Source organism: Flavobacterium collinsii (assembly GCF_946903285.1).
In the GTDB taxonomy this organism is placed as follows: domain Bacteria; phylum Bacteroidota; class Bacteroidia; order Flavobacteriales; family Flavobacteriaceae; genus Flavobacterium; species Flavobacterium collinsii.
In genome coordinates this window covers 1919069-1943506 of record NZ_OX336425.1, presented here as the reverse complement: position 1 = coordinate 1943506, position 24438 = coordinate 1919069, and the positions used below count along the sequence as shown (strand labels likewise).

The window sequence follows — 24438 nt, the reverse complement described above, 5'->3', positions numbered from 1 at the left end:
AAATGAAAAACGCATTATTTGCACTCTTCCTGTTTATAGGAATCACAGCTCAGGCTCAGGATAAAAAAACAGATGAAAAACCTCTAATTGTCGAAACAGCCTGTGGCGAATGCCAATTTGGAATGGAAGGCAAAAGTTGTGATCTAGCCGTTCGAATTGATGGAAAAACTTACTTTGTAGACGGAACAACAATTGACGAACATGGTGATGCACACGCTAAAGATGGTTTTTGTAATGCTGTCCGTAAAGCCAAGGTAACCGGAAAAGTAGAAAACAACCGTTTTAAAGCAAACTCTTTCACCTTGATAAAAGAAAAATAATGGCGTTAATTCTTGAAAATATAGCCAAACACGTTTCACTGACTCCTGAAGAACAAGCTCATTTTTTATCTAAAACGGAAACTCATTCTTACAAGGCCAAAACAATTTTACTGAGTGCCGGAGAAGTTTGCAAACATTCGTATTTTGTAAATTCAGGAATTCTAAGAAGCTTCAACATCAACGATAACATTGTCGAGCATGTTCTGGCTTTTTCGTGCGAAGGTTGGTGGATGAGCGACATGTACAGCTATTTTTCACAGAAACCCGGACAACTCTTTATAGAAGTTTTAGAAGACGCAGAAGTCGTTTCGCTGTCCAAAGAAAATCAGGAACAATTGTATCTTGACATCCCAAAGCTCGAACGTTTTTTCAGAATTCTAATCGAAAACTCTCTGGTTGCAAATCAACAACGCTTAATGGATAATTTAAGTTTGACAGCAGAAGAACGCTTTGAGAAATTTTGTGCTAAATATGGCACACTGGTCTATAAAGTTCCTCAAAAACAAATCGCTTCTTTTATTGGTGTCACACCTGAATTTTTCAGCAAAATGAAAGCCAGGCTTTTAAAAAAGTAAAATTAAACCATTAAGATATTAAGATACATTAAGCTAGACTTAATCTTTCTTATTTTTTAAGAACACAAAGCTTAACTTTCTTAATATCTTAATGGTAAAAACAAAGAATTAAAACTGCTCAACCTCTGTTGAATGTTTCATTGCTGTAGTTGAAGACCTTCCTATCGTTACCGTATTTTGAACCGCATCGAAATAAGAAGTCCCTACAAAAGCCTGATGTTTTACTGCTCTGAATCCATTTTGCTGCAAAGCAAATTCCCTTTCCTGTAATTCAGAATATCCTGCCATACCACGCTCTTTATACGCTTTAGACAATTCGAACATACTGGTATTCAAAGCATGGAATCCTGCCAGCGTAATGAACTGAAATTTATACCCCATAGCTGCCAGATCTTCTCTGAAAGTTTCCATTTCTGCTACTGATAATTTTGCAGCCCAATTGAAAGACGGAGAACAATTGTAAGCCAGCATTTTACCCGGAAACTCTTTTTTCATTGCATCCGCAAACTTCTTAGCATAAACCAAATCCGGATTACTGGTTTCCATCCAGATTAAATCAGCATAAGGTGCATAGCTCAATCCTCTTGCAATCCCCTGATCGATTCCGCTGTTTACATAGAAAAAGCCTTCATTGGTCTTTTCACCTGTAATAAATTTTGCATCTCTCGGATCGGCATCACTCGTTAACAAATTAGCTGCATCGGCATCAGTTCTGGCTACAATTAATGTCGAAACTCCCATAACATCAGCAGCCAAACGAGCAGCAATCAGTTTGTTGATCGCTTCCTGAGTAGGTACCAAAACTTTTCCGCCTAAATGCCCACACTTTTTAGCGGAGCTCAATTGATCTTCAAAATGAACACCTGAAGCACCTGCCTCAATCATCGATTTCATCAATTCGAACGCATTTAAATTTCCGCCAAAACCAGCTTCTGCATCCGCTACAATCGGAACCAGATAATCTTTTTTATCTTCAACCTGGTTTACCACCTGAATCTGATCAGCTCTCAACAAGGCACTATTAATTTTTTTAACTACCATCGGTACACTATTCACCGGGTAAAGCGATTGGTCAGGATACATTTCTCCTGCTAAATTTGCATCGGCCGCTACCTGCCAGCCGCTCAAATAAATCGCTTCTAAACCAGCATCGACTTCCTGAATCGCCTGATTTCCTGTTAAAGCACCTAAACCAGCAACATAATCCTGACTTTTTAACTTTCTCCATAATTTCTCCGCCCCCATTTTAGCAATAGAATGCTCGATATGATAAGAACCTTGAAGCGTAACCACCTCTGTAGCGGTATACGGACGTTCAACACCTTTCCATCTTGGGTTTGTGATCCAATCGTTAATCAATTCCTGAATTCTGTCTTCTGTTGTTTTCATAAGTAATATAGTTAAGTTGGTTAGTAAGTAAATAGTTTTCAGTCGCAGTTTTTAGTTTTCACTGAAACTCATATAAGGTTTATTTTTTTACGCAGATTTTTAATTATCAACGCAACGTTTCATAAATATTTGTAACACGGAAGGGTTAAAAAGTCAACGAAATCGGTATTTACTACTAATCTTTCCAAAACTTTTTCAGCTAATGGGAATTGGCGTTTTTCGTAATTTTCCTCTCCTAATTCATCTTTTATTTTTTTGAACTCGTCTAAAGCCAATTCGTGATAATACGCCAAATCTAATTTTCGTTCATTATCCAAAACCACTTTATTCTGGAGCCATTGCCACAATTGCGATCTCGAAATTTCGGCTGTAGCAGCATCTTCCATTAAGTTATGCAAAGCTGCAGCACCTTGTCCGTTCAGCCATGAAGCCAGATACAACACTCCAACATTGATGTTTTTACGAAGACCATTTTCTGTTATAATCCCTATTGGCGGCTCTATCAAATCTGCTTCTGTTATTTTACGATATTCTCTTTTAACATGAATTTGATTTGGCGTTGGCATTCCGGCATCAAAAACATTCTTAGCCAGCGAAACCAGATCCGGATGCGCTACCCAGGTTCCATCATGACCATTTTTCACTTCACGTTCCTTGTCGGTTTTTACCTTTGCAAAAGCAACGGCATTTGCTTCCTCATTATTCTTAATCGGAATTTGAGCAGCCATTCCTCCAATTGCATGAATACCGCGTTTGTGACATCTTTGAATTACCAAATTCGAATAGGCGTTCATAAAAGGCGAAGTCATATTTACCTGATCGCGATCCGGAACAATAAACTTTGGATGCTTGCGGAATTTTTTAATGTAAGAGAAGATATAATCCCAACGTCCACAATTCAACCCTACGATATGTTCTTTCAATTCATAAATAATCTCATCCAGCTGAAAACTTGCCGTAATCGTTTCAATTAAAACCGTCACTTTTATCGTTCCTCTTTCTAACTTCAAATAATCTTCGGTGAAATCAATTACCGTATTCCACCAGCGTGCTTCCAGATAATGTTCCAATTTTGGAATATAGAAATAAGGTCCTGAGTTATTTTCTAAAAGTCTCTTATGATTATGAAAAACATACAAACCAAAGTCTACCAAAGAACCTGAAACCGCATTCCCATCAATCGAAAGATGTTTTTCCGGTAAATGCAATCCACGAGGGCGCACTATCAATGTCGCAATCTTTTCATTCAGGTGATACGATTTATGCTTAATCAAATCGGTATAAGAGATCGTTTTGTTAACCGCATCAATCAAATTCACTTGTCCGTCCATTAAATTTTGCCAGGTCGGAGAAGTACTGTCTTCAAAATCCGCCATAAAAGTTTTCGCTCCTGAGTTCAACGCATTGATAATCATTTTGCGATCAACCGGTCCCGTAATCTCAACTCTACGATCCTGTAAATCTTTTGGAATTTCTCCAGCCACCCAATTACTTTCTCTGACGGTTTTGGTTTCTGAAGGAAAAGACGGCATGACTCCCTGATCAAAAGCGGCTTGTTTTTGTTCGCGCTGCAACAACAATAATTTTCGTTGCGACTCGAATTTTCGATGTAAATCGGTTATAAAAACAATCGCTTCTTCTGTCCAGATCTTTGGATAAGAAAGCTTCTTTTCGGCCAAAAACTCCATTGCCGTTTCGGTAATCTCTAATTGGTTTTTCATAGCTACTGCTTTTAATTAGTCATCAATTGTTGATCGTCTTCTGTTAATACAAAACAGCTTTTACCATAACAATCTGACGGTTAATATTTTCTACACCACAATATTAGAAAAAAGTTTTTTACAAAACAAGCGAACGTTCGCTAAATTTGAAAAATATTTTTTTGGCGATTATTTTTAGATTACTTACATTTGATATTATGGATATCGAAAAAGACTATATAAAGCTGATTTTTGGGCTAAAACTCAAGCAGGTCCGCACCCAGAAAAACCTTTCTCTTTTTGGCCTGGCCAAATTGACCAATCTTTCAAAATCGTATTTAAACGAGATTGAGAAAGGAAAAAAATATCCCAAAACAGATAAAATTTTACTTTTATGCGAACATCTGGACGTTACTTACGACCAAATGGTTTCGCTAAAACTCGATAATAACCTCGCTCCGATTGGGGAAATCTTAAAATCCGGTATTTTAAAAGAGATTCCCCTTGAACTTTTTGGTATTCAGGAAGCAGATTTAATTGATATTATCGCCAATGCCCCCGCCAAGGTCAATGCGTTTATTAGTACCATTATCGAAATTGCACAGCATTATAATCTGAGCCGGGAGAGTTTTTTCTTAGCCGCTTTACGTTCCTATCAGGAAGCACACAGTAATTATTTTGAAGACTTAGAAGATAAAGTAATTGCTTTTTCTAAATCCTTTCAGATTAATTTAGATTCCAAGATTACGATTAAAGAACTGGAAGCGATTCTTAAAGAGGAATTTGATTATACTATAAAAGAAATTGCCTTTACCGATCAGGAAGCTTTAGAAGACCTACGTTCCATATACGTCCCAAAAAGCAAAACCCTGTTACTTTCAACCGAGATTGACGATCCGCAGAAAGCTTTCATTTTAGCCAAAGAAATTGCTTATAATTACCTGAATTTATCCGATCGCTTACTGACCTTCAGCTGGATTAAGTTTGAAAACTTCGACCAGGTGTTGCATAATTTCTACGCCTCTTACTTTGCAGGTGCTTTATTATTACCAAGACAATTGATCGTGGGTAAAATCAATGATTTTTTAAATAACGAAAAACCAAATCCGGAAGAATTTGTAACGCTGATCGAAAGCTTTGAAGTTTCGCCGGAATCTTTTTACCAAAGATTGACCAACTTGCTTCCTAAAGACTTCCATCTGAAGAACTTATTCTTTTTAAGAATGTCACATAAAATTGGTTCTGATTTTTATCAGATCAAAAAGGAGCTACACATTACCAATCAACAAGAACCGCATGCCAACGAAACCAACGAGCATTATTGCAGAAGATGGGTTTCGGTAAAAACTATAGACGAGGCCATCAAACAAAACAAACCACACTTTTTTGATGCTCAGATCTCAAGTTACGTGCATAGTGGAAATGAATATCTGGTTTTTTCGTCGGCCACAAAAGATCCTTTTATCAAAGACAACATACGCAGTATTTCAGTTGGCATTTTAATTAATCCAACCATGAAAAAGAAATTCAAATTTATAGAAGGAAAACCGCTTGTAAAACGAATAGTAGGCGTCACCTGTGAAACCTGTGATGTAAAAGACTGCCTTGAAAGAGCCGCACCGCCAATTGCACTTGAAAAGAAGAAACGCCACGAAAACACAGATGCCGTTGTGCAACAGTTTATTTCGCAATACAGTTAGACTTTCTTAGACTTTCTTAGACTTTCTTAGACTTCTTAGATTGTTTAGACCATAAACACGAAGATCCAGCCAATCTCAGTCGCCGCAAAACCTTTGTACCTCTGTACCTCTGTACCTCTGAGCCTCTGAGCCTCTGAACCTTTTCTTAATCTACATTAAGTGCTTTTCATGCATGTTGATCGTAAATTTGTACTATAAAAATAACAAAACAATTAACATCATGGAAAACATAATAATACACAAGGCAGAAACAAGAGGAAATGCAAATCACGGATGGCTTAATGCCTATCACAGTTTTAGCTTTGCGAGCTGGTACAATCCGGAAAGAATTCAGTTTGGAGCACTTCGCGTTTTGAACGATGACACTATTGCGGGCGGAATGGGTTTTGGAACACATCCCCACGATAATATGGAAATTATCACAATTCCGTTAGAAGGTGATTTAGCGCACAAAGACAGCATGGGAAATACCGAAATCATTAAAAATGGTGATATTCAGGTCATGAGTGCCGGAACCGGAATTCAACATAGCGAATTTAACCCAAATGCCGATCAGCAAACTAAGTTGTTGCAAATCTGGTTATTTCCTAACAAAAGAAATGTAACACCGCGTTACCAACAAATTACTTTGGATGTTGCCGACAGACACAACAAACTGTCTCAGGTTCTATCTCCAAATGCTGATGATGAAGGAGTGTGGATCCATCAGGACGCCTGGTTTCATATGGGGAATTTTGATGCCGGAATCGCAACAACCTACAAACTAAAAAAAGAAGGAAACGGAGTTTATGTTTTCATTTTAAAAGGAAATATAACGATTAACGGTCAGGAATTAGACACTCGTGACGCAATGGGAATCTCTAATTTTGAAACTTTAAATATAAAAGCAAATACAGATGCCGAATTTCTGTTGATGGAAATTCCTATGAATTATTAATTCATAAAACACAACTTACACCTTTTTAAAAGAAACGATAACAAACCTGAACAACAGCACGTTATCGTTTCTTTTTTTTTACTTAAATCCCCAATAAAGCCAAAAAGAAATAGTAATTTTATAGGAGAAAATTGGTCTGAATTTAAAAATAAAATTAACTGCAAAAAAATTTCAACCATGAATCCAAACAACCTTATCAAAGAATACACTAATGGAGAAGTAACCATTGTCTGGGAATCCGGAAAATGCATTCATTCTGCCAATTGCGTAAAAAACAATCCTGATGTCTTTCATCCAAAAGAAAAACCATGGATTCTTCCTGAACAATCTACCACTGAAAAAATAATACAGGCAGTTCAAAAATGCCCTTCGGGCGCATTGACTTTTTATATGAACAACAAAAGTTAAGTTTAAGCAAGATTTTTTCTGTATTGTGAATATATTAATCAATGAAAATCTTTTAATCTGTGATAAAAAAACAGAACTACCCATCTTTAATCTGAACGACAACAAAAATGTGATAATCAAAAAGTTATCACATTTTTTATTTCTTAATCTAGGTTAAGTCCCTTACCCGCACTACCGCCGTAACTTTGTCCTATCAAAATGAAATTAATTATTTAAAAAAATAAAATTATGGCAACCACAAAATGGTCAATTGACTCAACACATTCAGAAATTGGTTTTAAAGTTAAACATATGATGTTTACAAATGTTTCAGGTAAATTTGGAACTTATGATGCAACAATCAACACAGAAGGAGACAACTTCGAGAATGCTGCAATCGAATTTTCAGGAGACATCACTTCTGTCGATACTGCAAATGCAGATAGAGACAATCACTTAAGAAGCAGCGATTTCTTTGATGCCGAAAATCATCCAAAACTGACATTTAAAGGTTCTTCTTTCAAAAAAATCAATGATGGAGCTTATGAATTAACCGGAGACTTAAACATCAAAGGTGTTTCGAAATCAGTAACTTTTCCGGTAGAATTTAGCGGAATTATGACTGATCCATGGGGAAACACAAAAGCAGGATTAAGCATCGAAGGAAAAATCAATCGTAAAGATTGGGGACTAAACTGGAACTCAGCTCTTGAAACAGGAGGCGTTTTAGTAGGCGAAGAAGTTCGTTTGAACATTGAATTACAATTTGCAAAACAAGCTTAATTCTTCAAAAATAGATTTAATTTGATTGGTTATAAAATCCTGTGCTTTTTAAGTACAGGATTTTTTTGTTTGCCACGAATTCACGAATTATTTTTATTACACAAAGCTTAAAAATAATTCGTGAATTCGTGGCAGAAAAAGCTTATCGCACAGTATTTCGAAATTCTGTAGGTGACATTCCGGTTTGTTTTTTGAAGAATCTAGAGAAATAAGAGTAATCTTCGTAACCCACTTTAAAGGCAACTTCATTAACTGCTAATTGCTTATCTATCAACATTCTTTTTATCTCCAAAATCACTCGATCCGTAATAACTTCTGTTGCGGTTTTTTGTAGAATTTCATTACAGATCCGATTTAGATGCTTTAAAGTGATACTTAGTTTCTCCGCATAAAAAGAGGGTAATTTCTCCTGTTTAAAATATTGTTCTAAAAGCATTTCGAACTTATCAATTTTTATATTATACGAATGCGCCTGATGCGAGTAAGTCTCATTATACTTGCGAGCTATTTCAATATGAATACAATCTAATAAATTCAGCATTTTATCGAGTTGGTACCTGTTGCCCTGAACACTCTCCTGAATTAACAAATCAAAATAAAGCCTGATTTTAAGAATTCCTTTTTCTTCAAAAACCATTTCCGGCCGATTGTGAATCGAATGGTAAAAATTATACTCGTTAATATTTTTCTGTCCGAAATATAAATTATACAATTCCTGTGAAAAAATAATCACAAAGCCCTCAATATCTTCAGATAAGCTCCAATGGTGCATTTGTCCGGGCTGCAACACAAACAAGCTTCCTTTTTTGATTTCGAACTGATCAAAATCAACTTCATGCTGTCCCGAGCCTTTTGTAAAAAACACCATAAGATACGAATCATGCCGGTGCGGCTCCTCTACAAAACTGTGACTTTTTAAATGCTCTTTGAAGGTATTGACATAAAAATCACGATGAATATCATTGCAGCTAAAATTCTGAACACTATAAACCGGGTATTTTTTCATATCTGTAGAATTTATTTTTTATTAGTTACATATACGATCGCCCAATCATGTTTTTCGTTTACAAATTCGTTTAAGGTAGGCGATGTCATAATAAATGTCTTTATTGTGCTATAAGTAGCGAAGATATAAAAAAGACTTTAATCCTACTCTGGATTACCTTTGTATAAATAAAAAACAACAAGATCATGTCAAGTGCATTAACTCATATTTTAAGCAACGAATGTCCTATTTGTCATAAAGGAAAAGTTTTTACAGATAAAAATATTTTTTTCACTTTTGGCCTTCCAAAGATGAATGAATTTTGCAGTCATTGTAATTACAAATTTCAAAAAGAACCTGGTTATTTCTTTGGCGCTATGTATGTAAACTACGGATTAACAGTCGCTCAGGGAATTGCAACGTATTGTATTGCACAATTTTTCTTCGAAAAAAACTTCGATTTAAGAATTATTCCAATTATCGCTGTCGTCATTACCCTGCTCACTTCTTTTAATCTTCGATTTTCAAGATTAGCATGGATTTACATGTTTAAAGATTATACGAAATAAAAAAATGCTATTTTTGCCTTTCAATTGAAACTAATTTTCAATTCAAAAAATTCAATCTTTAAATTAGACAAATGAAAGCATACGTATTTCCGGGTCAGGGCGCACAATTTACAGGAATGGGCAAGGACCTATATGAAACATCGGCTTTAGCCAAAGAATTGTTCGAAAAAGCTAATGAAATTTTAGGTTTTAGAATTACAGATATCATGTTTGAAGGTACTGCCGAAGAACTAAAAGAAACTAAAGTTACACAACCGGCAGTATTTTTACATTCGGTTATTTTAGCAAAAACTTTAGGCGAAGATTTTAAACCTGAAATGGTTGCAGGACATTCTTTAGGAGAATTTTCAGCATTGGTTGCAAACGGAACTTTATCTTTTGAAGATGGTCTTAAATTAGTTTCTCAACGTGCTTTAGCTATGCAAAAAGCTTGCGAAATTACTCCATCAACAATGGCTGCGGTTTTAGGTTTGGCTGATAATATCGTTGAAGAGGTTTGTGCTTCTATTGACGGAATCGTTGTTGCAGCAAATTATAACTGTCCGGGACAATTGGTAATTTCAGGAGAAACTTCTGCAGTTGAAAAAGCTTGTGAAGCTATGAAAGCTGCCGGAGCAAAACGCGCTCTAATTTTACCTGTTGGAGGAGCATTCCACTCTCCGATGATGGAACCAGCAAGAGAAGAATTAGCTGCTGCAATTGAAGCAACTACATTCTCAACTCCTGTTTGTCCGGTTTACCAAAACGTAACCGCAAATGCTGTTTCTGATGCAAATGAAATCAAAAAGAACTTAATTATACAATTGACTGCTCCGGTAAGATGGACACAATCTGTTCAGCAAATGATCGCTGACGGCGCTACTTTATTTACTGAAGTTGGCCCAGGAAAAGTATTAGCAGGCTTGATCAACAAAATTGATAAAGAAGCGGTTACTGCGAATGCATAGTTAGTATTCAGTCTCAGTTTTTAGTGATCAGTTGAAAAACTATATCAATAAAAAATCCTCATGAACAAGATTGTTTATGAGGATTTTGTTTTTTATAACCCTTTTGCTTCTGCACTGTAATTATTTACAATTCCGGTTACCAAATAATTTTGATTTCTTTTTTCAAAGAAGATATACCAGATTGTTTTGGCATTGGGTTTGTAAAAAATATAATTTGAACCTAAATATTGGAGTAATTTTGATGTTTTCTTGTGAGGAAAACTTGAAATATCTGAAATAATAAAAACAACTATCTTATCTACATAATTCTGAGCTGATTCAGGAAAACCAAAATACTCCTCTTTAAAAAGTGCAAAAACTAAATCATCAAAATAGTCAAGAACTTCTTTTTCAAAAATTACTTTTTCCACGGATAAGCTTGAATTCTCTTAAACATTTCAGCTTTAAATTCCTCTGGAGTCAGTCCTTTTGCAAACTCGGCATCAAAATCAAAAGTTTCCTGATCAATTCCTTTAAATTTAGATTTTTGAACTTCATATTCTACATCAGGCTCTTCCACCTTGTTAGCTCTAACTTCTTCTTTTTTCTTCTTCATAATTCCTACAATTTATTCTTACAAATTTACAAAAATAAATTAAGCCAAAAATAAAAACCCCAAATAATTTTTAGATTATTTGGGGTTTTTATTATATTTTATTTTCGTCTGAAAAAAAATTAAGAACGAACTTTCTGTTCCCATTTCCAGGCACTTGCCATGGCTTCGTCTAAACTTAATTGTGCTTTCCAGCCCAAAACACTGTTTGCTTTATCTGTATTTGCGTAGGCTTCGGTAATATCTCCTTCGCGACGCGGCATAATTTTATAGGGTAATTTTTTATCGCTTACTTTTTCAAAACTATGAATCACTTCCAAAACCGAACTTCCTTTTCCGGTTCCTAAATTGAACGTTTCCACTTTCTGCAAGTTCTTTTTATTAAACAAACGCTGCAACGCAATTACGTGCGCTTTCGCTAAATCTACCACATGAATATAATCACGAACTGCTGTTCCGTCCTGAGTTGGATAATCATCTCCAAAAACCGATAATTCCTGACGTAATCCTACTCCTGTTTGCGTAATAAAAGGCACTAAGTTTTGAGGAACACCGATTGGTAACTCTCCAATTTCAGTTGTAGCATGAGCCCCAACCGGGTTAAAATAACGCAACAAAATAGCACTAATATTGGTAACTTTGGCCGTATCTGTAATAATCTCTTCCCCTATTTGTTTGGTATTTCCATAAGGAGAAATTGCCGCCTGTACCGGAGCATCCTCCGTAATTGGCATTTTTTCAGCCTGACCATAAACCGTACAAGATGAACTAAAAATAAAACTTGCCTCTGGTTTTTGTTGTAATTCCTGCAATAAATACACTAATGAAGCAATATTGTTTTCATAGTACAACAATGGATTCTTAACACTTTCTCCAACTGCTTTTGAAGCCGCAAAATGAATTACTCCTGTAACATCACTATGTTTTTTAAAAAACTCCCGAACAGCTGCTTTTTCCCTTAAATCTAATTTTTCAAATAAAGGTGTCTTACCTGTAATGGCTGTGATTCCTTTTAAAACATCTTCTGTAGAATTGGAAAGATTATCAATGATTACTACTTCAAATCCTTCGTTTTGCAATTCGACTACAGTATGAGAACCGATAAATCCCAATCCTCCTGTTACTAATACTTTCATTTTGTGGTTATTTTGTGTTGTTGTTTATTTGGTTTAATCTTTATTTATTTATTCAAAAATTCCAAAACAGAATCCGTTATAAATTTAATTTGCTCATCATCCAGTTCTGTATGCATTGGCAAAGCAATTACTTCTTTTACCAATTGGTTGGTTACCGGAAACTGCTCTTCTTTATAACGAGAATCTACATAAGCTTTTTGCGAATGCAATGGAATTGGATAATAAATAGCACAAGGAATTGCTTTATCCAATAAATGCTGCATCAAAGCATTACGATCTGCATCAATAATTCTCAATACATACTGATGGAAAACATGATCATTTTCGTTTGCATCAAATTCAGGTGTAATAATATGTGCATTTCCTGCAAAAGCCGCATTGTATTTTGTAGCCGCCAAACGACGTGCTGCATTGTACTCATCCAACAATGGCAATTTCGCATTCAAAACTCCTGCCTGAATACTATCCAAACGTGAATTTACACCTACAACATCATGATGATAACGCTCGTACATTCCGTGATTTACGATTCCACGGATAATGTGCGCTAATTTATCGTCATTAGTAAAAATTGCTCCTCCATCTCCATAACAACCTAAATTTTTAGATGGAAAAAAAGAAGTAGCCGCTACATGACCAATTACCCCAACTTTGCTTTTTACTCCCGATTTAGAAATATAATCTGCTCCTATTGCCTGCGCATTGTCTTCGATTACATATAAATTGTGCTCGGCAGCAATTTCCATAATGGCATCCATGTTCGCTGCACGTCCAAATAAATGTACCGGAACAATCGCTTTTGTTTTAGGTGTAATTGCTTTTTTAATTGCTTCGATATCGATGTTCATATTTACCACATCCACATCAACCAAAACAGGAGTTAATTGCAATAAAGCAATAACTTCAACTGTAGCTGCAAAAGTAAAATCGGCAGTAATCACCTCATCGCCCGGTTTTAAATCCAATCCCATCATGGCAATCTGCAAAGCATCTGTTCCATTTGCACACGGAATCACATGTTTTGCTCCCAGATAGTCTTCCAGATTTTTCTGGAACTGATGTACAAGAGGCCCATTAATATAAGTATTGGTATCCAAAACCTCCTGAATAGAGGCATCAACTGTAGTTTTTATTTTTTCGTATTGACTTTTTAGGTCAACCATTTGAATTTTTTTCATTTTCAATATATTTTAAAATTAAAGACTTGCATTTCATACAGCGTCTCTAAAAGGAGGAACAAAAATAGTTATTTAATACCTTCAAACCAATGAAAATAATCGAAAGAACCGTAATTTAGCCACAAAAACAAACAGATGCTTTTTCTCTATAATTTAGTTATTTCTATTGCTGGCTTTTTTCTGAAAATTGTAGCGCTTTTTAGTCCGAAAATTAAGCTTTTTGTCGAGGGCCGCAAAAACGTTTTCAGTATTCTCGAAGAAAAAATAAAACCTTCAGACAAAACAATCTGGTTTCATTCTGCCTCCCTTGGCGAATATGAACAAGGCTTGCCAGTAATTGAAAAAATCAAAGAAAAATACCCCACTCACAAAATCATTATTACTTTTTTCTCTCCTTCCGGTTACGAAGTGCGCAAAAACAATACTATTGCAAATGTTACACTATACCTTCCTCTCGACACCAAAAGCAATGCAAAAAAATTTTTAAAACTAGCCCACCCCGAGCTGGCTTTTTTCATAAAATATGAATTCTGGCTGAACTATCTAAGCCAATTAGAAACGAGTCAGACTCCAACTTATTTGATTTCCGGAATTTTCAGAGACAATCAGATGTTCTTTAAATGGTATGGTGGTTTTTACAGAAAAGCTCTAAAAGCATTCACTTACTTTTTTGTTCAGAATAAAAGCTCAAAAGAAAAAATAGAACGTATCGGTTTTCAAAATGTTGTAGTTTCAGGCGACACCCGCTTTGATCGCGTAAATGCTATTCTAGAAAGAGACAATACACTGGATTTTATCGAACAATTCAAAAACAATACTCCGACCATAGTTATAGGAAGTTCATGGCCTAAAGACGAAGCATTACTAGCCGAATATATCAATCAGGCAGGCGAAGATGTAAAATTCATCATTGCACCGCACAATATTAAAACCGATCAGATTGCAAGCCTAAAAGCGCAAATCACAAAATCGACTGTTTTATTCTCAGAAAAAAAAGACAAAGACCTATCCAGCTACAATGTCTTTATTATAGATACCATAGGATTACTGACTAAAATTTACAGTTATGGAACAATCGCCTATGTAGGAGGTGGTTTTGGAAACCCGGGAATTCACAACATTCTGGAACCCGCGACATTTGGAATTCCAATTGTGATTGGCCCCAATTACTCCAATTTTGCCGAAGCTATTCAACTGGTCAAACTTGGAGGATGCCTGGTAATCTCTAATCCTCCTGAACTAAAACAGAATCTTGATCGCCTGCTTCATGATAAAGAATATTTAGAAGAAAAAAGTCAGATTTGCAAATCGTATATTCAGGACAACACAGGCGCTACCGACAGCATTATGAATATCGTTGCTTAACCGTTTTTTCAAATCATATGAAGTCTAACAACATTATTACACACAAAAGAGCTTAGATAAGCTCTTTTTGTTTTTCCCGATACAACTCCATAATGCGCAAAAAACAAAACAAACCGCAACTAAGAGAACAAAAACCCCCAATTCTCTTATGGAATCTTCAACAAAAAATAAATTAGGCAAAACATACAACAATTTAACATATTTTTATTATTTTGGCACATTATTTGATAAATAAGATAATCGTGAGCAATGAAAATATTTTAAAAAAAAAATAAAAAAATATTTTACATATTAAAAAATTTATATCTTTGCCACGAATTAATAATTAACCTTTTATAATAAAGTAAGATGAAAAAAGTATTTTTAAGTTTAGCTGTTGTTGCTGTTTTAACTGTTGTATCTTGTAAAAAAGCTGACGCTGCAGCTACTGAAGCTGTAGATTCTACTGCTGTTGCTGTTGATTCTGCTGCTGCTGTAGTTGATTCTGCTGCTGCAACTGTTGATTCTGCTGCTGCTAAAGTTGACTCTGCTGCTGCTAAAGTAGAAGAAGTAAAAAAATAATTAGAACCTAAGTTCTAAAAATTTTAAAACCATCCTTGTGATGGTTTTTTTTATGCCAAAAATTTGACATAAAAAAACCAATAAAAAAAATCCAAATTCCAACAATACATAGCGCATTATTGGAATTTGGATTTTTTTTATTAGAATTCCTTTTACCTACCCCTCCTCTTCCTCAAAAACCACCTCGTCTTCAAAAATCGACTCACTCGACGAGAAGTCCAAAATTTCCGATTTCGAAGCATAAGTAACAATCTCCTTAATTCCTTTTTGCAAAAGCAATTCAGTAGTGTATTTTCGGCTCGTCGCGAAGTGAACCTCTCCCAACATCAACTTAAAAAAATACTTCCCTCCAGAACCTTTAAACTTTAAAAACCTGGCCATTTCAACATTCACCTTAAACTTCTCAACATCCTCCTCACACTCAAACTTCAATTCATAACTCAGACTTGTAAATATCACTTTACCCTTCCTCGAAGTAAACACGAATTTATATTCATCATTAAACCGCTTACTAATTACAAAGGCACCCATATATTATTTTAGATTTTAGATTTTAGATTTTAGATTCTTAGATTCTTAGATTCTTAGATTCTTAGATTCTTAGATTCTTAGATTCTTAGATTCTTAGATTCTTAGATTCTTAGATTCTTAGATTCTTTAAAAGAAATTTACTTTGTAAATTTCTTTTAAAGCGCGTGAGTTTACGCCATAAAAAAAGCCTCTTCAAAAGAAGAGGCTTTAGTACTCAGAGCGGGACTTGAACCCGCACGAACATTGCTGTTCACTGGATTTTAAGTCCAGCGTGTCTACCAATTTCACCATCCGAGCATTATTTGATATTGAGCGAAAAACGGGGCTCGAACCCGCGACCTCGACCTTGGCAAGGTCGCGCTCTACCAACTGAGCTATTTTCGCATTTCAAATTCTAATTAAGAACTACAATACTTGACTTGTTCTGTATTGCGAGTGCAAATTTAGGACATTTATTCAATTACACAAGCGTTTTTCAAAAAAAAAATCTACTTATTTTATAACTTTCTGATAACCTAAACTTTAAAAATGAAATTTATTTTCGAACCAACATCCTTTTAATCTCGTTCAGTTTCATCAATGCTTCAACTGGTGTAATCGCATTGATATCAAGCCCCAGAATTTCTTCTTTTATCTCTTCCAGCAAAGGATCGTCTAAATTAAAGAAACTCATCTGCATTTCATCATTTTCAGACTTTACACCATTTAATGCTTCACTTGAGTGGTTTTTCTCCAGTTTTTTCAACATCTTTTGTGCCTTCAAAATTACAATCTGAGGCATTCCGGCCATTTTTGCTACATGAATTCCAAAACTATGAGCACTTCCTCCTTTTACCAGTTTACGAATAAAAAGCACATTGTCTTTTAACTCTTTTACCGCAACATTATAATTTTGAATTCTTGGCAACGATTCTGTCATTTCATTCAATTCATGATAATGCGTTGCAAACAAGGTTTTAGGTCTTCCCGGGTGTTCGTGTAAAAATTCGGCAATCGCCCAGGCAATCGAAATACCGTCATACGTACTGGTTCCTCGTCCTATTTCATCCAGAAGTACCAAACTGCGATCTGAGATGTTATTCAAAATAGAAGCCGTTTCATTCATCTCCACCATAAAAGTAGATTCTCCCATCGAAATATTATCCGACGCTCCTACTCTGGTAAAAATTTTATCCACGATCCCCATTCTAACACTATCAGCCGGAACAAAGCTTCCCATTTGAGCCAGCAATACAATTAAAGCAGTCTGTCTTAAAATAGCAGACTTACCCGACATGTTAGGACCAGTAATCATAATAAGCTGTTGAGTCTCCCTATCCAAATAAACATCATTCGCAATATAAGGAGTCCCAACCGGCAATTGTTTTTCAATAACAGGATGGCGTCCGTTTTTGATCTCCAGTTCAAAAGTCTCATCAATCTCCGGACACACATATTGATTCTCTATCGCCAATTGCGTAAATGAACACAAACAATCCAACTGCGCCACTAAATTGGCATTCATTTGAACAGGTTTGATATAAGTTGCAATCCAGGCAACCAATTGCTCAAAAAGTTCCGATTCTATTTTATAGATTTTCTCTTCAGCTCCCAGAATTTTGGTTTCGTATTCTTTTAACTCCTCTGTGATATAACGTTCTGCATTAACCAATGTCTGCTTACGAATCCACTCCACAGGAACTTTATCTTTATGTGTGTTTCTAACCTCAATATAATACCCGAAAACATTATTGAATGAAATTTTAAGTGAAGAGATTCCTGTACGTTCTGATTCTCTTTTTTCAATACCCTCCAGATATTCTTTTCCGGAAGTCGAAATAGCACGCAAATCATCCAGTTCTTCACTGATTCCTTTTGCTATGGCATTTCCTTTAGCCACAGCCACCGGCGCATCCTGATTTAAGGTGGTCCCGATTTTCTCTCTTAACAAATCGCAGGCATGCAAACTATCCCCAATTACCTTTACCGCTTCCTGCGGACTTTCGAGTGCCAATGTTTTTATTGGAATAATCGCATCCAGAGATTCCTTCAAATAAACAATCTCACGCGGCGAAACTTTCCCTGCTGCGATTTTAGAAATCAAACGCTCTAAATCCGAAATTTGCTTGATCTGGTATTGAATACTTTGCAAAACTTCAGAATTGGATTTTAAATATGAAACAACATCATGACGCCCTTTTATTTTATTACCATCCTTCAAAGGCAAAGCCAACCAGCGTTTCAACAAACGCCCTCCCATTGGCGAAAGCGTTCTGTCAATCACATCCAATAGGGTTACTGCATTTGGATTATAACTGTGATACAATTCTAAGTTTCTGATCGTAAAACGATCCATCCAGACATAAGCATCTTCGGCAATACGCTGAATAGCCGTAATATGCTGTACACGGTTGTGTTGTGTTTCTGACAGGTAATACAAAATTGCTCCGGAAGCAATGATTCCTTCTTTCAATTCTTCAACTCCGAAACCTTTTAAGGAAACAGTCTGAAAATGTTTCGTCAGGGTTTCTAAAGCATAATCTTCCTTATAAATCCAGTCTTCTAAATAAAAACTATGAAAATCCTCTCCAAAAGCAGCTTTAAAATCGCCCTTATTGTTTTTCGGAACCAAAACCTCGCTCGGGTTAAAGTTCTGCAACAATTTATCGATATACTCGGCATTCCCCTGAGCCGTTAAAAACTCTCCTGTAGAAACATCCAGGAAGGAAACTCCGATACTTTTATTAGCAAAATAAATCGATGCTAAAAAGTTGTTTGATTTAGATTGTAAAACCTCATCGTTTAACGAAACTCCGGGAGTTACAAGTTCTGTTACACCACGTTTCACGATGGTTTTGGTCATTTTTGGATCTTCGAGCTGATCACAGATAGCCACACGAAGTCCGGCTTTGACCAATTTTGGCAAATACGTATTAATAGAATGGTGCGGAAAACCAGCCAACGCAGTTTCTGTTTCAGAACCTGCACCTCTTTTGGTTAACGTTATTCCCAGAATTTTTGAGGCTCTAATAGCATCTTCTCCAAAGGTTTCATAAAAATCCCCTACTCTGAAAAGCAAACATGCATCAGGATATTTTCTCTTGATTTCATTGTATTGTTTCATTAAAGGTGTCTCTTTTACCACTTTCTCTTTCGCTGCCAAATTATTGTATTTTAAATGAAAAAATTAAGACAGCGAATTTATGATATTTTGGAGGAATATCGAAGTCGTTCAAAAATTAAAATATTTTAAGCTTTTTTTAAGTTGAGATATAAGAATTTTACATAGATTTGTCATAATTAAAAAAGACTCTAAAAGATGAAAAAAATAATTTTAATCGCTATGTTAGCTGTAGTTGGAATTACAGCTTCTAATGCTCAAAGCAGTAAAAAAGGTAAAGTTGCTAAAATTGAAGGTGCTGGAATGGCTTTCGAAACAGAAACTATTGATTACGGAACTATCGCTCACAATGCAGATGGAAAACGTGAGTTTGTTTTTGTAAACAACGGAACTAAACCATTAATCATCACAAATACAACAGGATCTTGCGGTTGTACTGTACCAACAACTCCAAAAGAGCCAATCGCTCCAGGTGCTAAAGGTATCATTGGTGTAAAATATGCTACTGACAGAGTTGGTGCTTTTACAAAAACTGTAACTGTTACTTCTAATGCTGAAGGACAACCAACAAAAGTTCTTACTATTAAAGGTACTGTTTTACCAGATCCGGTAAAAAGCTAATCTGAAAAACAAAATAAAATAATTAAAAAAGCTTCCTTATCTTTGGAGGCTTTTTTTATGACCTGAATACAATCAATATGAGAAAACTTGAAAATAGCGAACTGGATCGAAAATCAATCGAAGACTTTAAGAGATCAGACAAAACGCCCTTAATTTTAGTCTTAGATGACATCCGCAGTCTGCACAATATTGGATCTGTGTTTAGAACCGCTGACGCTTTTTTAATCGAAAAAATAATCCTGTGTGGCATTACTGCTACTCCACCCAATAAAGAAATTCACAAAACAGCTCTTGGTGCTACCGAAACTGTAGCTTGGGAACATCACGAGAACATTCTGGAGGTGATCGAAAATCTTAAAAAAGAAAACACACTGACTCTTGCCATCGAACAGGTTGAAAGTGCTATTTTTCTTCAGGATTTTAAAACAGAGAAAAATCAAAAATACGCATTGGTTTTTGGCAATGAAGTTTACGGTGTTGCTCAGGAAGCCGTTGCACTTTGCGATGGCTGTATTGAAATTCCACAATTAGGCACCAAACACTCTTTAAACATTGCCGTAAGTGCCGGAATTGTTGTTTGGGATTTGTTTCAGAAATTAAACTGGCCGAAATAGACAATGAGTCAATTAGATAATGTGGTAATTAGAGAATTAGAAAATTGTTTATTGGCACATTATCCAATTTTCTAATTGACACATTTACGAATTATCTAATTAAAATCTTCTTCTGGATTTCGTCCAAGATAAAAAGGTAATCTTTATGGTTTTTCACGAAATCGCGATCAGAAACATCAATAATCAGCACGTTTAAATCAGTTTGGGATTTAATGTATTCCAAATAACCGTTATTGATTTTATCCAGATAACCTGCCTCGATATTCTGCTCGTAATTCCGTCCTCGTTTCTTGATATTTTGCAGCAACCTTTCCGAGTTCTGATACAAATAAACATACAAATCAGGTTTTGGCATTTCTTTATAGATAATATCAAACAAATTTCGATACAAACGATATTCATCTTCTGCAAGGGTGATTTTAGCAAAAATCAAGGACTTAAAGATGTGATAATCGGCTACAATAAAATCTTTAAACAAATCAAACTGTGCCAAGTCATCTGATAACTGCTGATAGCGATCAGCCAGAAAAGACATTTCCAACGGAAAAGCATAGCGATTTTGGTCTTTGTAAAATTTAGGCAAAAAAGGATTGTCGGCAAAACGTTCTAAAACCATTTTTGCATTAAAATCTTCAGCTATTTTTTGCACCAAAGTGGTTTTCCCTGCCCCAATATTTCCTTCGAAAGCAATGTAGTTGAAGTTCTCCAATGCAATTTCGCGTATCGGATTTTTCAATTCCTGAACTACTTCACAAACACTATCGTCAGGCGAGACTGCAATTAATTCTGTAATCGATTTTTGAAAAACAGGATGTTCCCAGTCTACACCTAAATCCTGCATAGGAAGCAGAACAAACTTTCTGTTTTGCATTAACGGATGTGGAATCTGCAATTTTTCAGACTCAATAACTTCATCATCATAAGTAATCAGATCAATGTCGATAATTCGGGACTGATACCCTTGTTCCTCAGATCTGATTCGGCCTAATTTTTTTTCTAATTTCAGAACCTGACTTAATACTTTTTGAGCCGATAAATAGGTATGCAAAACCAATGCGCAATTATAAAAAGCATCACTTTCAAACCCCCAGGCAGGAGTTTCATACAGTTTTGAAACCCTGATTACAGTCCCCACTTCTTTATGTATCAAATCGATACACGTTTCGATGTTTGTTAACCTGTTTCCCTGATTGCTGCCTATTGATAAAACGATTTGATGCTGTGACTTCATAATTAATGCAAATTAACTAAAACTATTTTAGAATTAACCACATTATTTGATTCAAGACTTAGAAGTTTCCAACTATTTCAAACTCTTTCTTGTTCTCTTTGTTTTCTGAAACCCTCTTCAAAAATGCACTTAAATCGCTTGTTAAGGGTAGTTGGTTCTGGCTTTTCCAAAATTGTTCTGAGTAAGGAAATTTCACTTTAAAAATATCCTTATCCATCGATAAATTCGACTTTGCTTTTTCAGCAATAAAACTATTGGTTACAAAAAAATTGGTACTGTAATCATAAAAAGCTTTTATATTTTTTTCACTTACAAGTAATTCTACCCTAACATCCGATTTTGCGTTATTCAAATAATATTTATTGGTGCTGGCACTCTTCTTATAATTTGAAGTGGTTTTAAAACGGGTGGTTCGATATTCTACTTTGTCCTTTTTTTGAAATGGTACTTTCTCTCCATTATCATAAAGATCAAAATAGGTTTCTACAATAGCATAGTCATACTTATTAATTATAAAATAGCCACTGGTTTTTTGTTCAATTGTATTTTCTGACTTTTTGATAAAACTAATTTTAAAAAAATCACCTGCTACATTTTTTTCCTTGGTAAGTTCAAAATCTTCAATTTTAATAGAGATCATAGCATTTATATCAAATAACTTTTCGAAACTCTGAAATTCAAAATACACAAAATCAGCCTTATCTTTTATTCCGACTTTCCTCATATTCAAAATCTCAACTTCACATTTATTGTCCGGTTGTGTTTTTGATTTAAAGATGCTTTTTCTTGATACTTTACCATAAATATCCTGTAATCTTTCTAATTCATCATTTCGTTTCAAGACACATCGCAAGAAGAAGTTTTCATTGTAAGGTTCGAAAATATAATTCTCTTTCATTTTGGCATATACTTTTTTCATTATAGCCATTTCTTCTCCCACTACTACTTCATCAAGTTCAATTGTTTTACTTTGCAAAAAGATCGTATCCTGTTTGTTTATTTCGGCAAAGCTGAGTTTCAGATTTTCATATCCAATCAAGCTAAAATTTAATTCATTTTGATCGGAAATAAAAGAAAAAACACCTTCCTCATTTGTTATCGAGTTGTCTTTTTGATTGTAAACATTTACCTTCTCTAAAGGAAGCTTTGTCAGTTTATCGACCACTACTTTTTTGGTTTGCATCTTTTGAGCTTCGGCATAAAAACCAAAGAAAAAGAAAAGAGTTAAAAAGATCACTTTATCTTTCATAGTACAACAATTGTTTTCATCAAATATAAAATATTCTAAGTTCAAACAATATTTATCTTACTAAATATCTTATCTTTAATTTAATGCCGCAAAACATGGCAGTTACAGATATTTCATCAAATCCTGTATTCGAATTAATTTGTTTTTAGTTTACTTTTGTAACAAACCAACCTTTTTCGATACTTATTAAAAAAATACACTTATGAAGTTTTTAGGAAATATAATAGCCACCGTTATTGGAATTTTTGTGTTTATTATCCTCTTCTTTTTTGGAGTAATTCTCCTTGGAGCAATTTTTGGAGGAGACGACGCCGTTTCTGTCAAAAGTGATTCTGTAATAGAATTAAACTTAAAACAAATTCAAAACGATTATGCGGGAAAATACAAAGACCCTTGGGTAACTGTTTTCTCGGATAAAAAAGGCATCGGCCTAACAGATGTGATTAATGCCATCGAAGCTGCAAAAACAGATGATAATATTAAGGGGATTTCTATTTTAAACGATGAATCTTCTTTAGGTCTGGCACAATATAAAGATTTGAGAAACGCGCTTGAAGGTTTCAAAAAATCAGGGAAATTTGTCTGGGCTTATGCCAATACCTACTCCCAAAAAGAATATTACCTGAATTCTGTAGCTAATACTATTTATTTGAATCCAGCAGGTGATTTAGACTTTAAAGGTCTTTCGTCTGAGGTGATGTTTTTCAAAGATTTTCAAGATAAATCAGGCATTCATATGGAAGTAATTCGTCACGGAAAGTATAAAAGTGCTGTTGAGCCTTTTCTTGAAAATAAGATGAGTGATGCCAACAGAGAACAAGTAACCGCACTTTTAAACTCAATCTGGACTACTGTTTCGACTGATATTTCAAAAAGCAGAAATATTCCGCTCCCTAAACTAAATGAAATCGCCAATGGTTTATTAGCGAGAACTCCGGAAATGGCAAAAGCTCAACATCTGGTAGATATTATTGCTTATGAGGACGTTTACCATAATGCAATCAAAAAAGCCCTTAAAGTTAAGGGAGATGACGATTACAACAAGATTTCTATTTTAGATTATACTCAAAATAACATTACAACTGCTTTGACCAATACCGCAACCGACCAGATTGCTATTATTTATGCTCAGGGCGAAATACAAGGCGGTGAAGGAGATGTTACTGTAATTGGTGAAGGTTCTATGAGACGTTCTTTGCAGGAAGCCCGTAAAAATGAAGATGTAAAAGCAATCGTTTTAAGAATCGACAGTCCAGGAGGAAGCGCCTTAACTTCTGATCTGATTTGGAGAGAAATTGAGATTACCAAAAAAGTAAAACCGATTGTTGTTTCTATGGGGAATTATGCCGCATCGGGAGGTTATTATATTGCCTGTAACGCTAACAAAATTTTTGCAGAAAGCAATACTATTACAGGTTCTATAGGTGTTTTTGGAATACTGCCAAATTTTAGTCCTTTAGCCAATAAACTGGGAATAAACACTGAGCAGGTAAAAACACATGAAAACTCAGCAAATTACAGTCCGTTTGTACCTGTTGACGAAAAATTTAAAGCCTTTACTTTAGAAGGTGTAGAACACATTTACAACACTTTTGTAACACATGTGGCAGAAGGCCGAAAAATGACGTTTGCTCAGGTAGATGCTATCGCACAAGGAAGAGTCTGGTCAGGGAGTGAAGCATTAAAAATTGGATTAGTGGATCAAATCGGAGGTTTGAATGATGCGATTGCTGAAGCTGCGAAAATTGCCAAAATCAAAACGTATAGTACACAAAACTATCCTGAATACGAAAAAACATTCAACGACCTTCTTTCAAGTTTGCCTTTTGCACAATCAAAAGAAGCTTTTATTAAGGAAGAAATTGGAGAAGAAAACTATATGCTTATCGAGCAGGTAAAAAAGCTTCAGCAACAAAAAGGTGTTCAGGCGATGCTTCCTTTTGGAATAAATATTAAATAATTCCATTT

The 24438-nt window shown here is 35.2% G+C and carries 24 protein-coding genes and 2 tRNA genes; 13 read left to right on the top strand and 13 right to left on the bottom strand.

Annotated features, from left to right (window positions below; genetic code table 11):
* The first annotated feature begins 2 nt into the window (after positions 1-2).
* Both OGZ34_RS08520 and OGZ34_RS08515 read left to right on the top strand, forming a co-directional pair.
* A complete protein-coding gene (locus OGZ34_RS08520) occupies positions 3-320 on the top strand; it encodes a DUF6370 family protein (protein ID WP_173965497.1) in 318 nt (105 codons plus the stop codon).
* Positions 320-895: a Crp/Fnr family transcriptional regulator gene (locus OGZ34_RS08515; protein ID WP_173965496.1), complete on the top strand. Its 576-nt coding sequence runs from the start codon at positions 320-322 to the stop codon at positions 893-895. Before OGZ34_RS08520 ends, OGZ34_RS08515 begins: the two co-directional genes overlap by 1 nt.
* 108 nt (positions 896-1003) lie before the next feature.
* On the opposite strand, the gene aceA is transcribed toward OGZ34_RS08515, so the two are convergent.
* Positions 1004-2284 (bottom strand): isocitrate lyase, encoded by a 1281-nt coding sequence (gene aceA / locus OGZ34_RS08510; protein WP_017497777.1) that lies wholly within the window; start codon positions 2282-2284, stop codon positions 1004-1006.
* Positions 2285-2403: 119 nt separating this feature from the next.
* Positions 2404-4005 carry a malate synthase A gene (gene aceB, locus OGZ34_RS08505; protein WP_263362747.1) on the bottom strand — a complete coding sequence of 534 codons (1602 nt, stop codon included), beginning with the start codon at positions 4003-4005 and terminating at the stop codon, positions 2404-2406.
* Positions 4006-4202: 197 nt separating this feature from the next.
* On the opposite strand from aceB, the gene OGZ34_RS08500 reads away from it, so the two are divergent.
* The 4 genes from OGZ34_RS08500 to OGZ34_RS08485 all read left to right on the top strand — a co-directional run bounded on the left by OGZ34_RS08500 (position 4203) and on the right by OGZ34_RS08485 (position 7791).
* Positions 4203-5684, top strand: coding sequence for a helix-turn-helix domain-containing protein (locus OGZ34_RS08500; protein ID WP_173965568.1), 1482 nt, complete (start codon positions 4203-4205; stop codon positions 5682-5684).
* A 220-nt stretch (positions 5685-5904) separates the two neighbouring features.
* Positions 5905-6621, top strand: a complete 717-nt coding sequence (locus OGZ34_RS08495; protein ID WP_263362746.1) for a pirin family protein — start codon at positions 5905-5907, stop codon at positions 6619-6621.
* A gap of 177 nt (positions 6622-6798) precedes the next feature.
* Positions 6799-7029: a (4Fe-4S)-binding protein gene (locus OGZ34_RS08490; RefSeq protein WP_263362745.1), complete on the top strand. Its 231-nt coding sequence runs from the start codon at positions 6799-6801 to the stop codon at positions 7027-7029.
* A gap of 228 nt (positions 7030-7257) precedes the next feature.
* Positions 7258-7791, top strand: a complete 534-nt coding sequence (locus OGZ34_RS08485) for a YceI family protein (RefSeq protein ID WP_263362744.1) — start codon at positions 7258-7260, stop codon at positions 7789-7791.
* A 142-nt stretch (positions 7792-7933) separates the two neighbouring features.
* On the opposite strand, the gene OGZ34_RS08480 is transcribed toward OGZ34_RS08485, so the two are convergent.
* A complete protein-coding gene (locus OGZ34_RS08480; RefSeq protein ID WP_263362743.1) occupies positions 7934-8797 on the bottom strand; it encodes a helix-turn-helix transcriptional regulator in 864 nt (287 codons plus the stop codon).
* A gap of 185 nt (positions 8798-8982) precedes the next feature.
* On the opposite strand from OGZ34_RS08480, the gene OGZ34_RS08475 reads away from it, so the two are divergent.
* Together OGZ34_RS08475 and fabD are read left to right on the top strand one after the other, a co-directional pair.
* The gene (locus OGZ34_RS08475; protein WP_017497770.1) at positions 8983-9345 is read left to right on the top strand and encodes a hypothetical protein; all 363 of its coding nucleotides are present in this window, start codon (positions 8983-8985) and stop codon (positions 9343-9345) included.
* 71 nt (positions 9346-9416) lie between these two features.
* Complete coding sequence (gene fabD, locus OGZ34_RS08470) at positions 9417-10292, top strand: ACP S-malonyltransferase (protein WP_173965489.1); 876 nt, start codon at positions 9417-9419, stop codon at positions 10290-10292.
* 92 nt (positions 10293-10384) lie between these two features.
* Here fabD and OGZ34_RS08465 read toward each other — a convergent pair whose 3' ends face one another.
* From OGZ34_RS08465 to OGZ34_RS08450, 4 genes are all read right to left on the bottom strand, one after another.
* Entirely contained in the window at positions 10385-10702 is a 318-nt protein-coding gene (locus tag OGZ34_RS08465; protein WP_263362742.1) for a hypothetical protein, read from the bottom strand.
* Entirely contained in the window at positions 10690-10887 is a 198-nt protein-coding gene (locus OGZ34_RS08460; protein WP_263362741.1) for a hypothetical protein, read from the bottom strand. The genes OGZ34_RS08465 and OGZ34_RS08460 overlap by 13 nt, the downstream gene beginning before the upstream one ends.
* Before the next feature lie 119 nt (positions 10888-11006).
* The gene (gene galE / locus OGZ34_RS08455) at positions 11007-12020 is read right to left on the bottom strand and encodes a UDP-glucose 4-epimerase GalE (RefSeq protein ID WP_263362740.1); all 1014 of its coding nucleotides are present in this window, start codon (positions 12018-12020) and stop codon (positions 11007-11009) included.
* Between the two features lie 44 nt (positions 12021-12064).
* On the bottom strand, positions 12065-13198 hold the full coding sequence (locus OGZ34_RS08450; RefSeq protein ID WP_263362739.1) for a DegT/DnrJ/EryC1/StrS family aminotransferase: 1134 nt from the start codon (positions 13196-13198) through the stop codon (positions 12065-12067).
* Positions 13199-13333: 135 nt separating this feature from the next.
* Here OGZ34_RS08450 and OGZ34_RS08445 point away from each other — a divergent pair, with 135 nt between their 5' ends.
* A complete protein-coding gene (locus tag OGZ34_RS08445) occupies positions 13334-14563 on the top strand; it encodes a 3-deoxy-D-manno-octulosonic acid transferase (RefSeq protein ID WP_263362738.1) in 1230 nt (409 codons plus the stop codon).
* Positions 14564-14911: 348 nt separating this feature from the next.
* Positions 14912-15124: a PG1828 family lipoprotein gene (locus OGZ34_RS08440; protein WP_041517585.1), complete on the top strand. Its 213-nt coding sequence runs from the start codon at positions 14912-14914 to the stop codon at positions 15122-15124.
* Positions 15125-15280: 156 nt separating this feature from the next.
* On the opposite strand, the gene OGZ34_RS08435 is transcribed toward OGZ34_RS08440, so the two are convergent.
* The 4 genes from OGZ34_RS08435 to mutS all read right to left on the bottom strand — a co-directional run bounded on the left by OGZ34_RS08435 (position 15281) and on the right by mutS (position 18797).
* The gene (locus OGZ34_RS08435; protein ID WP_263362737.1) at positions 15281-15655 is read right to left on the bottom strand and encodes a DUF1508 domain-containing protein; all 375 of its coding nucleotides are present in this window, start codon (positions 15653-15655) and stop codon (positions 15281-15283) included.
* Positions 15656-15866: 211 nt separating this feature from the next.
* Positions 15867-15952, bottom strand: a tRNA-Leu gene (locus tag OGZ34_RS08430).
* Between the two features lie 14 nt (positions 15953-15966).
* Positions 15967-16039: transfer RNA gene (locus OGZ34_RS08425), tRNA-Gly, on the bottom strand.
* A 151-nt stretch (positions 16040-16190) separates the two neighbouring features.
* Complete coding sequence (gene mutS, locus OGZ34_RS08420; protein WP_263362736.1) at positions 16191-18797, bottom strand: DNA mismatch repair protein MutS; 2607 nt, start codon at positions 18795-18797, stop codon at positions 16191-16193.
* A 156-nt stretch (positions 18798-18953) separates the two neighbouring features.
* Here mutS and OGZ34_RS08415 point away from each other — a divergent pair, with 156 nt between their 5' ends.
* The gene (locus OGZ34_RS08415; RefSeq protein ID WP_173965481.1) at positions 18954-19376 is read left to right on the top strand and encodes a DUF1573 domain-containing protein; all 423 of its coding nucleotides are present in this window, start codon (positions 18954-18956) and stop codon (positions 19374-19376) included.
* A gap of 77 nt (positions 19377-19453) precedes the next feature.
* Positions 19454-19990, top strand: coding sequence for an RNA methyltransferase (locus tag OGZ34_RS08410; protein WP_173965480.1), 537 nt, complete (start codon positions 19454-19456; stop codon positions 19988-19990).
* Positions 19991-20081: 91 nt separating this feature from the next.
* Here the strand turns inward: OGZ34_RS08410 and folK are convergent, their stop codons facing one another.
* On the bottom strand, positions 20082-21221 hold the full coding sequence (folK, locus tag OGZ34_RS08405) for a 2-amino-4-hydroxy-6-hydroxymethyldihydropteridine diphosphokinase (RefSeq protein WP_173965479.1): 1140 nt from the start codon (positions 21219-21221) through the stop codon (positions 20082-20084).
* Between the two features lie 58 nt (positions 21222-21279).
* Complete coding sequence (locus OGZ34_RS08400) at positions 21280-22470, bottom strand: carboxypeptidase-like regulatory domain-containing protein (RefSeq protein ID WP_263362735.1); 1191 nt, start codon at positions 22468-22470, stop codon at positions 21280-21282.
* A 202-nt stretch (positions 22471-22672) separates the two neighbouring features.
* On the opposite strand from OGZ34_RS08400, the gene sppA reads away from it, so the two are divergent.
* Positions 22673-24430 (top strand): signal peptide peptidase SppA, encoded by a 1758-nt coding sequence (gene sppA, locus OGZ34_RS08395; protein ID WP_263362734.1) that lies wholly within the window; start codon positions 22673-22675, stop codon positions 24428-24430.
* Positions 24431-24438 lie beyond the last annotated feature (8 nt).

What these genes read in the sequence shown, in the direction of transcription:
- OGZ34_RS08520 (WP_173965497.1), top strand. Translation starts at nt 3, where the DNA reads ATGAAAAACGCATTATTTGCACTCTTCCTGTTTATAGGAATCACAGCT.
- OGZ34_RS08410 (WP_173965480.1), top strand. Translation starts at nt 19,454, where the DNA reads ATGAGAAAACTTGAAAATAGCGAACTGGATCGAAAATCAATCGAAGAC.
- aceA (WP_017497777.1), bottom strand. Translation starts at nt 2,284, where the DNA reads ATGAAAACAACAGAAGACAGAATTCAGGAATTGATTAACGATTGGATC.
- OGZ34_RS08435 (WP_263362737.1), bottom strand. Translation starts at nt 15,655, where the DNA reads ATGGGTGCCTTTGTAATTAGTAAGCGGTTTAATGATGAATATAAATTC.
- OGZ34_RS08485 (WP_263362744.1), top strand. Translation starts at nt 7,258, where the DNA reads ATGGCAACCACAAAATGGTCAATTGACTCAACACATTCAGAAATTGGT.
- OGZ34_RS08475 (WP_017497770.1), top strand. Translation starts at nt 8,983, where the DNA reads ATGTCAAGTGCATTAACTCATATTTTAAGCAACGAATGTCCTATTTGT.
- folK (WP_173965479.1), bottom strand. Translation starts at nt 21,221, where the DNA reads ATGAAGTCACAGCATCAAATCGTTTTATCAATAGGCAGCAATCAGGGA.
- OGZ34_RS08490 (WP_263362745.1), top strand. Translation starts at nt 6,799, where the DNA reads ATGAATCCAAACAACCTTATCAAAGAATACACTAATGGAGAAGTAACC.
- OGZ34_RS08500 (WP_173965568.1), top strand. Translation starts at nt 4,203, where the DNA reads ATGGATATCGAAAAAGACTATATAAAGCTGATTTTTGGGCTAAAACTC.
- OGZ34_RS08450 (WP_263362739.1), bottom strand. Translation starts at nt 13,198, where the DNA reads ATGAAAAAAATTCAAATGGTTGACCTAAAAAGTCAATACGAAAAAATA.
- OGZ34_RS08495 (WP_263362746.1), top strand. Translation starts at nt 5,905, where the DNA reads ATGGAAAACATAATAATACACAAGGCAGAAACAAGAGGAAATGCAAAT.
- OGZ34_RS08480 (WP_263362743.1), bottom strand. Translation starts at nt 8,797, where the DNA reads ATGAAAAAATACCCGGTTTATAGTGTTCAGAATTTTAGCTGCAATGAT.
- OGZ34_RS08445 (WP_263362738.1), top strand. Translation starts at nt 13,334, where the DNA reads ATGCTTTTTCTCTATAATTTAGTTATTTCTATTGCTGGCTTTTTTCTG.
- OGZ34_RS08515 (WP_173965496.1), top strand. Translation starts at nt 320, where the DNA reads ATGGCGTTAATTCTTGAAAATATAGCCAAACACGTTTCACTGACTCCT.
- aceB (WP_263362747.1), bottom strand. Translation starts at nt 4,005, where the DNA reads ATGAAAAACCAATTAGAGATTACCGAAACGGCAATGGAGTTTTTGGCC.
- OGZ34_RS08415 (WP_173965481.1), top strand. Translation starts at nt 18,954, where the DNA reads ATGAAAAAAATAATTTTAATCGCTATGTTAGCTGTAGTTGGAATTACA.
- sppA (WP_263362734.1), top strand. Translation starts at nt 22,673, where the DNA reads ATGAAGTTTTTAGGAAATATAATAGCCACCGTTATTGGAATTTTTGTG.
- galE (WP_263362740.1), bottom strand. Translation starts at nt 12,020, where the DNA reads ATGAAAGTATTAGTAACAGGAGGATTGGGATTTATCGGTTCTCATACT.
- OGZ34_RS08440 (WP_041517585.1), top strand. Translation starts at nt 14,912, where the DNA reads ATGAAAAAAGTATTTTTAAGTTTAGCTGTTGTTGCTGTTTTAACTGTT.
- OGZ34_RS08400 (WP_263362735.1), bottom strand. Translation starts at nt 22,470, where the DNA reads ATGAAAGATAAAGTGATCTTTTTAACTCTTTTCTTTTTCTTTGGTTTT.
- OGZ34_RS08460 (WP_263362741.1), bottom strand. Translation starts at nt 10,887, where the DNA reads ATGAAGAAGAAAAAAGAAGAAGTTAGAGCTAACAAGGTGGAAGAGCCT.
- fabD (WP_173965489.1), top strand. Translation starts at nt 9,417, where the DNA reads ATGAAAGCATACGTATTTCCGGGTCAGGGCGCACAATTTACAGGAATG.